The organism is Flavobacterium sp. (assembly GCF_027531905.1).
GTDB lineage: Bacteria > Bacteroidota > Bacteroidia > Flavobacteriales > Flavobacteriaceae > Flavobacterium.
This window is the reverse complement of record NZ_JAPZSU010000040.1, coordinates 1-12,427: the sequence shown is the minus strand read 5'-3', so window position 1 is coordinate 12,427 and position 12,427 is coordinate 1. Positions and strand designations below refer to the sequence as shown.

Here is a 12,427-nt window from a genome sequence, read left to right as displayed (position 1 = left end):
AAAAAACGATTGAAAGCAGTTTCCTTTTGAATGTTTCCAAAATATCCTAAATGTTGGTCTTCTAGCCCCGACAGAAGGGAAAAACCTTGTGAGCTGGCGTTCAGCTCACAAGTTTTGGAATGATGGCGGGAATCTTGTTGACAAAAATGCCTGATGATTCGCTCTTTATTCTTAATAGATGAAGACTTTCAATCGCTTTTTGTGAAGTGGATTAGTCGTTATGAACGTGATCTACTTTGAACATTTGGTTAACATTAGCGGTGATTAAAGCTAATTTTGAACCACTCATAATCATAGCGCCCATACCACCCATATTGTTGTCTGTCAATTTGATGGTGTTGGTTCCGTCTACCACTTTAGAGATATCTGTGATGATATGTACTTGTGGGGTAATGTTGGTTCTCACTAATGCTTTGGTAGCTAAATCCAAAGTGATTTCAGTGTAGTTGTAATCGGTTCCTGTTTGTCCTGTGTGGATCATAAACGAAGTTGGAGTTGTTACTGTGCTTGAAGTAAAGGTACCTTCGAAAGCTAAGAATTTGTATCCTGCAGTCCAGCTCCACATCATTTTTGCTGCTTGCGCTTTGGCTAAGAAATCGCCTTGTCCTGTGGCACCAAGTTCCCATTGTGCTTTGTCTACTCCAATTCCGAATTTTACTTTGGTGTAGTTAGCCGCTGGAATGTTTTTTAATTGAGCTACTAAGCTTGCTGGAGTCGCTTCGTCTATAATGAAATAGCTTTCACTTTTTGGGTAAGTGAACGTTGTTCCGTCTTCTTTGGTCAATACGATGTTGCTTACGATGTATTTTACTGTACTGATTTTTAATACTTCATTGCTAGCTGTAGTGTTAGTTTGTGTGGTTAAAATAAGATCGTTGGCTTTGAAAGCGTTGTCAAATTCAAGGGCTAAAGATCCTGTTCCAGTGATTGTATCGTCGTTATCGTTAGAACATGCGCTTATAGTTACTACTGCTGCTAAAGTTAAAGCTGCTTTTAAAATATATTTTTTCATGAGTTGGTTTTTTACTATTATGATATTCATTTGTTTTTGCATGATTGTATTGAAAAAGAACTTGATATATGTTCTTTTTTGAAAGGATTATAGCGCATTTTCGAATTAAAACGCATGAAATATTTCAGAGGCAATCATTGCGAGACATTGTATTTTCATACAAGGCGATCTATTTCAATTGAGATTGAAATGAATGTTGAATAAGATTATAGTAAAAAGGAGGGAGGTCTGAAAGTTGAATTTGTTTTGGAAATGGTTTTTCCAGACGTATGAAAAACGTTCAATTTGGTTGTTGAAGTTATCGGAGTGTTACTTGTAAATGATGTAGGTGTTGAATGAATGAGGTAAACAAAATCTGCCTTTTCTTTCTGAATGTTTTCCATTTTTTTCTCATTCTCATCAAATTGTTTTAGGCTTTTTTGTAATTCACAACGTCCATTACAAGTATTGGTAACTAATTTTCGTTGAATACAAATGGTTTTGATGATTTGGTCTTGGTTGGCTTTAAATTGAGTATATACCACTACATTTCCCAAAATAGGAAATAGTAAGGTAATGGTTAGAAGATATACGCCAATTTTTTTCACAACAATTGTATTGTTTTTCGAGAAGCAAAAGTAGCACAAGATTTTAGAGTACAAAATTATATTTCTTGTAAATAGCATTTTTCTGGTTTTATGACTTTATTATGATTTATTAACAATAAATTCTTGATAAATGTAATGATGTCACGCTTTTTGGTTGTTGTTTTTAATTACATTTAGAGAAAATTTATAAAAAAAATACCACCATTTATTCTTAACCATTTTATGAGCGTATATTCTGTTGTACTTGTTGATGACGAAATGATCAACATTGAGATTTTAAAGAAAATTATCTCTACGCATTGCTCAAAACTTGAGGTTGTTGGTTTTGCGAAAACTTTGGAAACCGCCTATTCAGAGATTGTTGCTAAGAAACCCGATATTGTTTTTATGGATATTAATATGCGTGAAAAACAAATTTTTGACGTTTTGGATAAATTTGAAACTGTTGATTTTCAAATTATTTTTGCCACCGCTTTTCCTGGATATTTCTTTAAAGCTTCGGAATATAACCCTGCTGATTTTGTAATCAAACCGTTTAGTGAAATTGCTGTAAAAGAAGCTGTTAAAAAAGCAACTAAACGCATCAAAAAGCTCCGAAAAAATAAAGAAGAGTAGTTATTTTTTCTTCAAGATTTTATATTCTTCATAGCAACCACTTATCGCGTCCATAATTTGCAAATCATTGGCTGTTTGGATAAATGCGTCTGAATAATTGCATCGTTTTAGGATGTCTGGGATTTCATTTTTGTCTATTCCTAGTAAGGTAGCAATCATCTCTCTATCGTACTTTGATTCTAATGCTTTGCGTACCGTATCGTCTTTCTTTAAATCCTTTAAGCGTCGTAATTCTTTCGGTTTTTTACCAAAAAAGTTGTACAACATATCTGCTGGATTAAAAATCGAGCCAAGTACTTTTCCAAAAGCATCAGGAGAGTATTGTCCGCCTTCGTAACCAGCGGTTAATCCTGAAATACTGTATCTGAAGTTTTCTTTTATAGGAATTAATTTAGAGTCAACTTCCAAGTAACCCGTTAAATGAAATGGGCGAATAATGACTTCTTCTAGCGCTATCGCTTTTTCTGTAAGTTTAATTACTGTTGTTTTGTTTTTTAACCAGTCGTTTGTAACTCGTACTTTAATAGATTGAAAACCTAATAATGAGACGTGTAAGGTATCGCTTTGTGATACCTCAATTTCAAAGTTACCTTTAGTATCGGTTGTAGTTCCTTTTACTTTGTTGACGTTGATGATGTTAGCGTAAGATAATGGTTGGTCATTACTATCGTTAACGATGGTTCCAGAAACTTTTAAAGTAGGGTTGGTTTCTTGTGCGAAACTGCTAACTGAAAGTAGCATAAAAAAGAAAACTACAAAATATCTCATATACGAATTTAAAGCTTTAAAAGTAGTAAATCGCAATTAAATATTTTGTAGTTTCTCTGTATTATTATAAGAAAATTAACAAAGGAATGTTAGTCTCTTCTTGGTCTTCTTGGTCTTGGGCTATCGCCAAAACTTTCAGAACGTCTTGGGGCTCTTTCTGTTGAGCCGCCTTCTCTTCTTGGAGCGCTTCCTCTTTCGCTTCTGAATCCTCCCTCTCTTGGAGCTGAGTTTCTGTCGCTACGGAATCCGCCTTCTCTTCTTGGAGCAAAGTTTCCTTCTCTTCTTGGAGCAGCACTTCTACCGCCAAAACCTCCAGTGTTTCTTCCGTTGTGGTCGCGTCTTCCGCCACCATCATTTTTAGAAATCTCTACATTGATTCGACGTCCTTCTAATTGTACATTGTTTAAGATGTCCATAACTTTATCAGTATGTTCAGCATCTGTATTAAAGAAAGAGAATCCTTCTTTTACATCTACTTTGAATACGTCATCACGACCTAAGTCTAAAGTCTCTTTTAAGAAATCTTTCAAAGTCATCCAGTCAAAGTTATCTCTAGAACCGATGTTTACGAAGTAACGAGTAGCACCGCTATTGTTTCCTCTAGATGCACCGTCTCTATCGTCGCGTTCACGTCGGTCTGAACCAGATGATTGGTTAGATAAATCTCTGTTTTTCTTATAGTAGTTGATAAAACGGTTAAATTCTACCGATACCATTTTCTTGATTAATTCTTCTTTGCTTAAACCTTCTAATACATCATTGATTGCTGGAAGGTAGTTGTCAATTTCGTGATCTACTTCTGTTTCTTTGATTTTATTAGCTAAGTGTAATAATTGAATTTCGCAGATTTCAATTCCAGATGGGATTGTTTTTTCTTCAAACTTTTGTTTGATGATTCTTTCGATAGAAGAAATTTTACGCAATTCACTTTTGGTAACGATTACAATCGATGTACCTAATTTTCCAGCACGACCTGTACGTCCTGAACGGTGGTTGTAAGTTTCAATTTCGTCAGGAAGTTGGTAGTTTACAACGTGAGTTACGTTGTCTACGTCAATTCCACGTGCGGCTACGTCGGTAGCTACTAGCATTTGGATTTGTCTTCCTCTAAACGATTTCATTACCCCATCACGTTGTGCTTGCGATAAATCTCCGTGTAAGGCAGCAGCGCTGTATCCGTCTTCGATTAATTTTTCAGCTACTTGTTGCGTATCTCTTTTGGTACGACAAAATACTACTGAGAAAATGTCTGGATTAGCATCTGCCAAACGTTTCAATGCTTCGTAACGATCTCTTGCGTTTACCAAATAAAATTCGTGTGATACAGTTGCAGAACCTGAGTTCTTAGTTCCCACTGTAATTTCAACTGGGCTGCTCATGAATTGTTTTGCAATTCTTGCTACCTCGGCTGGCATGGTTGCAGAGAATAACCATGTGCTTTTTTCGTCTGGAGTATCTGACAAAATAGAGCAAATGTCTTCGTAGAATCCCATGTTCAGCATTTCATCTGCTTCATCAAGTACACAGTAATCAATATTTTTGATGTTTACCAAACCTCTATTGATCATGTCTTGCATTCTTCCTGGAGTAGCTACAATAATTTGTGCTCCTCTTTTAATTTCTCTAGCTTGCTCTGTAATACTTGCTCCACCATAAATAGCTACTACGTTGATACCTTTTTCGTATTTTGCGTAGTTTTTTAACTCGTTGGTAATCTGTAGGCAAAGTTCGCGTGTTGGCGATAAAACTAATGCTTGTGTATTTCTGTTGTCGGCATCAATTTTTTGGATTAGCGGAAAACCGAAAGCTGCCGTTTTCCCTGTCCCTGTTTGAGCCAACGCAACCATATCTGTGTCTTTTTCCAATAATAGGGGAATCGCCTTTTCCTGTACCTCTGACGGATTTTCAAATCCTAGATCTAAAATCGCCTTCAGTAACGATTCATTCAATCCTAATTGTTCAAATTTGTTCATTATGTATTTTTAAAATAGGGTGCAAAATTACTGTTAATATCTCAGATTAACTAATGCTATTTTAAGTTTTAATGATTTATTGTGATTTGATTTTCAGAAAGTTAGCTTTTTTATTTTTTATTTATATTATTTTGATAGCCTTTTTTAGGTAAAATTATGTCAAGAAACGGTGAAAATTGTTATAAAAAATGATACATTTTTGATTGTTAATGAGTTGTATTCATAAATGTAAGTAAGGATTGTGTAGCAATGCCTCGGTGACTGATTTTGTTTTTAGTTTCAAGTGAAAGTTCCGCAAAAGTCTCTTTATAATTTTCCGGCTGAAAAATAGGGTCGTAGCCAAAGCCGCCTTTACCTTTTTTTTCTGAAGTAATGTTTCCTTTGGCAATGCCAGTGAATAAATATTGTTCTCCTTTAAAGTTCAGGCAAATCACCGTTTTGAATTGAGCGTTTCTGTTGTTTTTATCCTTTAAAAGATGTAATACTTTGTTTATGTTGTCTTCAGCAGAACGTTGTTCTCCGGCATAACGAGCAGAAAAAACACCAGGTTCGTTGTTTAACGCTTCGATTTCAAGTCCAGTATCATCAGCAAAGCAATCATAACCATACTTTTCGGTGATGTAATTCGCTTTCATAATAGCGTTTCCTTCGATAGTTTCTGCCGTTTCTGGAATTTCCTCAAAACAACCAATGCTTTCAAGGCTCACAATCGTGATGTTTTCGGGAAGCATACTTTGGATTTCTTTGATCTTGTTTTCGTTATTGGTGGCGAATACTATTTTCATTTGGGTTAAGATTTATAATGATTTAATAACGAAGCCTTACATAGACGTGTTTAATTCCTTTTTTATCCGAATCTCTTTCGTCGATTTCGAGTATGTCGGTTAGGGATTTGAGCATAGGTGTGAGTTTGCTAAAACCATAACTTCTTGGGTCGAATTCGGGTTTGTTTTTGACGATTAGATTTCCCACATCGCCTAAAAATGCCCAGCCATCATCGTCGCTTATGGCATCGATGGCATCTTCAATAAGGTCGATAGTTGGATTGTCTATTTTGATTGCCGTTTCTTTTTCCACTACTTTTTTGGTGTCAGATGGAGTGGTAGTGGTAGAGGCTTTTGGTTTTTTCTTTTTGGTAGCACCTTCTAAAACTTCTATGAATACGAAACGGTCACAGGCTACAATAAAGGCGTTTGGTGTTTTCTTTTCACCAATACCAATGACTTTCATGCCTGATTCTCGTAACCGAATGGCGAGTCGGGTAAAATCGCTGTCGCTAGAAACGATACAAAAACCATCAACTTTGTCGGAGTACAACAAGTCCATCGCATCAATAATCAAAGCAGAGTCGGAGGAATTTTTTCCTGTAGTATAACTGTATTGTTGAATAGGTGTAATGGCGTGTTCTAATAAAACCGATTTCCATCCATTAGAATTGGGTTTTGTCCAATCGGCATAGATGCGTTTGGTGGTGGGAGTACCGTATTTGGTGATTTCTTCCATCATACCTTTGATGTTACTATACGGAACGTTGTCTGCGTCAATAAGGACGGCTAGTTTTAATTCTTTGGTGTTGTTTGACATTTTTGATGCTTTGGTGTTCAAAGATACAAACTTTATGGTTAGCACTTTACCTTAACCCTAAGTAAGAAATATCCTTTTTGTATACCTGACCAACTTTGTAATCGGAGAGGTATACAAAATGATAGAAAGGATAGCGGGATCAAACGTGATGAAATCCCAAATTTTTGTGTCACTAAAAAATCTTAATATTTTAATTTATAATGATTTTTTGAGTAAATTTCGGCATGAAAAAATTAGTTTTTTTATTTTTCTTATTCCAATCTTTTTTGGTTTTTTCGCAACAAGATGCTTGGGTGTATTTTGGTGATAAAGCCAATGTTCAAAACTATTTTGACAACCCTCAATTGATGCTCTCACAGCGCGCTATTGATAGAAGAACGCGACAAAAAATCGCTTTAGACAGCAAAGATGTTCCCATTCCAGCTTCGTATATAAAAGCTGTAAAAGAGTCCGCTGGAATTACAGTTATGGGGCAATCAAAATGGCTAAATGCGTTGCATGTTCGCGGTACTCAAGCGGATATTACTTCTTTAAAAAAATTAGCTTTTGTTGCTAAAATCAGCTTCGCAGATAAGTCCTTAAATATTACTGGAAAAACAACTGCTGTGTCAAAAAATCAGCAGGTTCAGAAAAAATACAACACCACAATTACTTATAATTATGGTACGTCTGCCAATCAAATTCAGATGTTGAATGGGCATTTATTACATCAGCAAAATTATACAGGGAGTGGTAAAATTATTGCTGTTTTAGATGCGGGATTTCCCGGGGTAGATACCCAATTACCGTTTAAAAAATTGAGAGATAATAATCAGATTTTGGGTGGTTATAATTATGTAAACAGAAGTGCGGATTACTATACTGGAGACAATCACGGTACATTAGTGCTTTCGACTATGGGCGGTAATCAAGACCAAGCTTTGGTGGGAACAGCACCTGATGCGTCTTATTATCTTTTTGTGACCGAAAATGATGCTTCAGAAAATCCTGTTGAAGAGACACTTTGGGTAGAAGCGGCAGAGAAAGCAGACAGTTTGGGTGTGGATATCATTAATAGTTCGTTGGGATATTTTGATTTTGATAATTCCAAATACAACTATACTTATGCAGAGATGAATGGCGCCACAACTTTTATTAGTCGAGGAGCCGAAATTGCTTTTAGTAGAGGAATGCTTGTAGTGGCATCTGCAGGAAATTCGGGTAACACAACTAATCCCAATATAGCTGCTCCAGCCGATGCGGTTTCGGTGCTTACGATTGGAGCAGTAACAGCCAGTAAGTCTAGAGCTTCTTTTAGTTCAATTGGCCCTTCGTTTGATGGTAGGGTAAAGCCAGAAGTGATGGCGCAAGGAAAATCTTCTGTGGTTTCTAATGAATTTGGGAATATTGGTACAGCCGACGGAACTTCTTTTTCGAGTCCAATTCTGGCTGGAATGGTGGCGTGCTTATGGCAAGCTTTACCCGATAAAACCAACAAAGAAATCAGAGATTTGATTATTCAATCTTCGGATAAGTACACGGCTCCAACGCCACAACTAGGCTATGGAATTCCAGATTTTAGTGCAGCCGTAAATAAAGGACTTTTAGCCACAATTGATAATCAGAAGGCTCCTTTTTCATTATATCCTAATCCTACTAAAGGTACTATTTATATGGAATTACCTTCAACAGTAGAAGAGGCGCAGCTTACTATTTATTCTTTATTGGGACAAAAAATAATGGAAGTTCCTTTTTCCAAAACAACTACTTTTTTTTCTGTAGAGACCTTATGGAATGGAATATACTTATACACAATTCAAGGAAATAATTTTTCTGTTCAAGGAAAAATCATTAAATATTAATTTACACTTCAATGAATTCAATTATAAAGCTTTTTGGTATACAATATCCAATTATTCAAGGAGGAATGATTTGGAACAGTGGTTATAAATTGGCAAGTGCCGTTAGTAATGCGGGAGGATTAGGCATTATTGGTGCTGGTTCTATGTATCCTGACGTACTTAGGGAGCACATTCAAAAATGCAAAAAAGCGACTAATAAGCCTTTTGGAGTGAATGTTCCCATGTTGTATCCGAATGTGGAAGAAATAATGAATATCATTGTAGAAGAAGGTGTAAAAATTGTTTTTACTTCAGCTGGAAATCCCAAAACTTGGACCGCTTTTTTGAAAGAAAAAGGAATAACAGTGGTGCATGTTGTGAGTAGTTCGGTGTTTGCTTTGAAAGCACAAGATGCAGGAGTTGATGCTGTTGTCGCCGAAGGTTTTGAAGCTGGAGGACACAATGGTAGAGAGGAAACAACTACACTAACTTTGATTCCGATGGTGAAGCAAAAGATAAACATTCCATTGATTGCTGCTGGTGGAATTGCCACAGGAAGAGGAATGCTTGCGGCAATGGCTTTAGGCGCCGATGGTGTTCAGGTAGGAAGTCGTTTTGCAGCTTCGGTAGAATCTTCAGCTCACGATAATTTTAAAGAAGTAATTGTGAATGTAAAAGAAGGGGATACCCAATTGACATTAAAAGAATTAGCACCTGTTCGTTTGGTTAAAAATAAGTTTTACAATGACGTTCAGGAATTGTATGCAAAATGTCCTACCAAAGAAGAGTTAGTCACTTTGCTGGGTAGAGCCAGAGCCAAACGCGGGATGTTTGAAGGTGATTTGGTCGAGGGCGAATTAGAAATTGGTCAGATTGCGGGATTAATTACCGAAATTCAACCTGTAAAAGAAATTATTGATACTATGATAGCCGAGTTCAAGCAAGCCCAAATTGAAATCGGACAACTCCAGTTTTAACTCCAACCCCAAACGTCTCCCCATGTCAAAACCTACTATTTTATTTTTGTCTTTTGTCCTGTTTTTTTGTTTTCAGCTGTCGAACGCTCAAACCTATAAGTTTCAAACTTCGGGCTACAGTATTTTAGAGAAAAACGAAAAAGGAAAATGGGGAGAATGGTCTGAATTGGATTTAATCAATATCCCAATTTCGTTAGATACTTCTAAACATCGAATTGTAGTCTACACCCCAATACTTCAATTGTACAACATTCTTTCGTATGCAGAAATTGAAGAAAACAAAACTAACATAATTTACTCTTTCGAATGCAAAGATGAAAATGGTGATGCTTGTACTTTGATGATTATTACCCGCAAACAACAAGGCAACCGCAAGCAGTTGTATATTAATTATGAGAATAGGATTTATTTGTATAATATATAGCCATTGAGCTTAAACAATGTTCAAAAACAAAACTATTTTGATAAATAAAGCACAATTCTTTATGAGTAATAAAGCCGTATGAGGAAAAAGGTAAATCATTATAGTCACAAAAAAAAATCCTCAATGTAGATTGAGGATTTAAGCAGTTATTGTTCTAAATTAAGATTACGAAGTTGTTGCAGTTTTTCTTTCCACACTTCAAGACTTTCCTTGTGAATAGCAATATTTTTTCTAACCTCAAGTACTATTGAATTTTCTTTCTTAGCATTTTTGGTATTAGTAAAAAATTGAATATTGTTTTCTAATTGAAAGATTTCATTTTGAACTTCTTCAATTTTACGCATTAAGAAGATCTTCTCGTTATCAAGTTTACGTACATCATTACTTTCGGATAAGTTTTCCATACGGTTAGAAAAACGCATCATATCGGTTTCCTTTTTGCTAAGGCTCAACTTGTCGAATAAGGCATCCAAGATTTTATTGAATTTTCCTTCGATATGTCTTCTTGGGAAAGGAACCTTACCAAAGTTTTTCCACGTTTCGATATGTTTTTTTATGGCTTCTAAATCGGTTTTGTGATCGCCAACGAGCTGGAATTCTTTTATAGTCTCTAGATACGCTTTTTTGTTTTCAAAAGCGGCCATTTCTTCGGAGTTTTCCTCATTACGTTGCTCTTTTAGTTTAGCAAAGTAATGGTTGCAAGCTTCTTTGAATTCATTCCAAATTTTATCAGAATATTTTCTAGGCACATGACCAATTTGTTTCCATTCCTCTTGAATTTGTTTCATTATTGGAGTAGTGGTAGCAAAATCTTCACTCTCTTGCAATTCTTTGGCTTTAGCTACCAAAGCTATTTTTTTGTTTAAATTCTCGGTTTGGTCTTTTTTGATGTCTTTATAGAACGAATTTTTGAAGCTATTAAAATTTCTAACCGCTGTTTTAAATGCAGCCCAAGTGGCTTCATTAACATCAGATGGAACTTTTCCAGCGCTAAAAAAAGCATTTCTTAAAGCTTCTACTTTTTCTATTTGCGTCAACCATTGAGCGTGAGCATTAACTTTTTCAGTAGCTAATTGTTCGATTTTGGCAATGATTTCTTTTTTAGCTGCTAAGTTTTCAAGCTCTGATTCTCTTTGTTTTTCAAACAACTTTTCGCGCTTATCATGCATTTGTTTAGTTAATTCGCTAAACTTATTCCAGATTTCATCGCGATGTTCTTTTGAAACAGGTCCAATATCTTCTTTCCAGATTTTATGTAAATCTTGCAATTCGCGGAAGGCTTTGTTTACATCTTCTTCAAGAACTAATTCTTCAACTCGAGCAATTATCTTTAGTTTTAAATCCAAATTGTGTTTAAAATCAATGTCTCTAGCTTCACGGTCTAAATGCAAATAGTCATAAAAATTCTCTACATGAAAATGATAGTTGTTCCAAACGTGGTTGTATTTGTCTTTAGGAATTGGTCCTGCATTTTTCCAACGCTCTCTTAAGTCGTTAAAATGTTTCAACGTATCCTTAATATTGGCTTGTGGATCAATTAAATTTCTCAATTCTTCAACTATAGCTAATCTCGTTTCTAGATTGCTTTTTAGACTGGTCTGAAGACTTTTAAAATGATTGTTTTTATTTTCTTTATATAGCGTGTAATATTGATCAAACTTGCTTTTTAAGGGAAAATGATATTCAAAAGTATCGTTAGGATCGGTATTTTCTGCTTGGAATTCTTCTTTTTTCTCTTCTAAAAGATGGTAATATTTAGCCAAGAACGCTTTTTTTATTTCCTCAACATGTTCTTTGATAGACATTACTTTTTCAGTAGTGACCAATTTTTGTAGTTCATTCACTAATGTTTCCATATCCAATGCTTCATAATCAAGCAACGGAATGTCGTGACGCTCTTTTAGCGTTTCATCTTCGCTTTCTTCGGCATTGGTACTAGCTATAGCATCTAAAATTGTTTGATTCTCAATAGTTGAATCATTTAAACTTGATGCAGGAATTACGTCACTATTTGGTTGATTTTCAATAGTATTTTGATTATCAACAGATTCTGATAATTGGTTTCCATCTGCATCGGGCAGGTTATCGTGTTTTTCTTCTAACATTTTATAAAATGTTTAAGGTTAATTTTTAAGAATGCGAAAGGTACTAAAGGATTGGCTAATTGCAAAATTTTTCCTTAGTTTATGCAGACATTATACTGTATTTAAAAGAACTTCTTTTTGTTTGAAATTAAGTTTGGGTAATTTTAGTGTAAAATAACTACTCCAAATTCAATTCCGTAATTGTAAGCTTTTTGATTTCCAAAGGCTAGACTTGGATGAATATAGAATAAAGAATCGGGTGTTAGTTTTCTGCCGAATTCTACAAATGTACTATTTTGGAATCCTTGTCTAGTCTCGTTATAACGAAAAGCAACGTTAGAACTGATCGAGTTTTTGGCAAAGGAATAAGTTAAAGTGCTCTCGAAGACAGTTGTTCGAATATTGGCTCTATTTTTAGAACCAGCAAAGCTATATTGATACTCTAAGTAATGGTTAAAATTTAATGTCGTATTTAGTTCCAAAATTAGTCAGGACAAAATTTAATTTTTCTTTGAGGTTTTCGAATGATTTATAAGCATCAAAATCTAACCATTGATATTTTATTCTTCGCCATAGAATTTCA

Annotated in this window: 12 protein-coding genes; 4 read left to right on the top strand and 8 right to left on the bottom strand. The window is 35.2% G+C overall.

Annotated elements, in window-relative coordinates; all coding sequences use genetic code 11:
• Positions 1-211: 211 nt before the first annotated feature.
• Both O9307_RS10630 and O9307_RS10625 read right to left on the bottom strand, forming a co-directional pair.
• The gene (locus O9307_RS10630) at positions 212-1,012 is read right to left on the bottom strand and encodes an MbnP family protein (RefSeq protein WP_298298858.1); all 801 of its coding nucleotides are present in this window, start codon (positions 1,010-1,012) and stop codon (positions 212-214) included.
• Positions 1,013-1,218: 206 nt separating this feature from the next.
• Positions 1,219-1,599 (bottom strand): hypothetical protein, encoded by a 381-nt coding sequence (locus O9307_RS10625; protein WP_298298856.1) that lies wholly within the window; start codon positions 1,597-1,599, stop codon positions 1,219-1,221.
• Positions 1,600-1,821: 222 nt separating this feature from the next.
• On the opposite strand from O9307_RS10625, the gene O9307_RS10620 reads away from it, so the two are divergent.
• A complete protein-coding gene (locus tag O9307_RS10620; protein ID WP_298298854.1) occupies positions 1,822-2,214 on the top strand; it encodes a response regulator in 393 nt (130 codons plus the stop codon).
• Here the strand turns inward: O9307_RS10620 and O9307_RS10615 are convergent, their stop codons facing one another.
• The 4 genes from O9307_RS10615 to O9307_RS10600 form a co-directional block, all read right to left on the bottom strand.
• Positions 2,215-2,982, bottom strand: coding sequence for a carboxypeptidase-like regulatory domain-containing protein (locus tag O9307_RS10615; protein ID WP_298298851.1), 768 nt, complete (start codon positions 2,980-2,982; stop codon positions 2,215-2,217).
• Between the two features lie 89 nt (positions 2,983-3,071).
• Complete coding sequence (locus tag O9307_RS10610) at positions 3,072-4,955, bottom strand: DEAD/DEAH box helicase (RefSeq protein WP_298298849.1); 1,884 nt, start codon at positions 4,953-4,955, stop codon at positions 3,072-3,074.
• Between the two features lie 206 nt (positions 4,956-5,161).
• A complete protein-coding gene (locus tag O9307_RS10605; protein ID WP_298298847.1) occupies positions 5,162-5,740 on the bottom strand; it encodes a non-canonical purine NTP diphosphatase in 579 nt (192 codons plus the stop codon).
• Positions 5,741-5,762: 22 nt separating this feature from the next.
• Positions 5,763-6,539, bottom strand: a complete 777-nt coding sequence (locus O9307_RS10600) for an NYN domain-containing protein (protein ID WP_298298844.1) — start codon at positions 6,537-6,539, stop codon at positions 5,763-5,765.
• 224 nt (positions 6,540-6,763) lie between these two features.
• Between O9307_RS10600 and O9307_RS10595 the strand changes: the two genes are divergently transcribed.
• From O9307_RS10595 to O9307_RS10585, 3 genes are read left to right on the top strand one after another with little or no spacing between them, the layout of a single operon-like run.
• Positions 6,764-8,380 carry a S8 family serine peptidase gene (locus O9307_RS10595; RefSeq protein ID WP_298298842.1) on the top strand — a complete coding sequence of 539 codons (1,617 nt, stop codon included), beginning with the start codon at positions 6,764-6,766 and terminating at the stop codon, positions 8,378-8,380.
• Between the two features lie 11 nt (positions 8,381-8,391).
• Positions 8,392-9,336, top strand: coding sequence for a nitronate monooxygenase (locus tag O9307_RS10590; RefSeq protein WP_298298839.1), 945 nt, complete (start codon positions 8,392-8,394; stop codon positions 9,334-9,336).
• A gap of 22 nt (positions 9,337-9,358) precedes the next feature.
• The gene (locus O9307_RS10585; protein WP_298298837.1) at positions 9,359-9,760 is read left to right on the top strand and encodes a hypothetical protein; all 402 of its coding nucleotides are present in this window, start codon (positions 9,359-9,361) and stop codon (positions 9,758-9,760) included.
• 146 nt (positions 9,761-9,906) lie between these two features.
• On the opposite strand, the gene O9307_RS10580 is transcribed toward O9307_RS10585, so the two are convergent.
• Both O9307_RS10580 and O9307_RS10575 read right to left on the bottom strand, forming a co-directional pair.
• Positions 9,907-11,865: a DUF349 domain-containing protein gene (locus tag O9307_RS10580; protein WP_298298834.1), complete on the bottom strand. Its 1,959-nt coding sequence runs from the start codon at positions 11,863-11,865 to the stop codon at positions 9,907-9,909.
• Positions 11,866-12,008: 143 nt separating this feature from the next.
• A complete protein-coding gene (locus tag O9307_RS10575) occupies positions 12,009-12,326 on the bottom strand; it encodes a hypothetical protein (protein WP_298298831.1) in 318 nt (105 codons plus the stop codon).
• Positions 12,327-12,427 lie beyond the last annotated feature (101 nt).

Bases quoted from the DNA above. Each gene is read 5' to 3' on its own strand.
- O9307_RS10580 (WP_298298834.1), bottom strand. From the start codon at position 11,865: ATGTTAGAAGAAAAACACGATAACCTGCCCGATGCAGATGGAAACCAA.
- O9307_RS10605 (WP_298298847.1), bottom strand. From the start codon at position 5,740: ATGAAAATAGTATTCGCCACCAATAACGAAAACAAGATCAAAGAAATC.
- O9307_RS10585 (WP_298298837.1), top strand. From the start codon at position 9,359: ATGTCAAAACCTACTATTTTATTTTTGTCTTTTGTCCTGTTTTTTTGT.
- O9307_RS10600 (WP_298298844.1), bottom strand. From the start codon at position 6,539: ATGTCAAACAACACCAAAGAATTAAAACTAGCCGTCCTTATTGACGCA.
- O9307_RS10630 (WP_298298858.1), bottom strand. From the start codon at position 1,012: ATGAAAAAATATATTTTAAAAGCAGCTTTAACTTTAGCAGCAGTAGTA.
- O9307_RS10615 (WP_298298851.1), bottom strand. From the start codon at position 2,982: ATGAGATATTTTGTAGTTTTCTTTTTTATGCTACTTTCAGTTAGCAGT.
- O9307_RS10590 (WP_298298839.1), top strand. From the start codon at position 8,392: ATGAATTCAATTATAAAGCTTTTTGGTATACAATATCCAATTATTCAA.
- O9307_RS10595 (WP_298298842.1), top strand. From the start codon at position 6,764: ATGAAAAAATTAGTTTTTTTATTTTTCTTATTCCAATCTTTTTTGGTT.
- O9307_RS10610 (WP_298298849.1), bottom strand. From the start codon at position 4,955: ATGAACAAATTTGAACAATTAGGATTGAATGAATCGTTACTGAAGGCG.
- O9307_RS10620 (WP_298298854.1), top strand. From the start codon at position 1,822: ATGAGCGTATATTCTGTTGTACTTGTTGATGACGAAATGATCAACATT.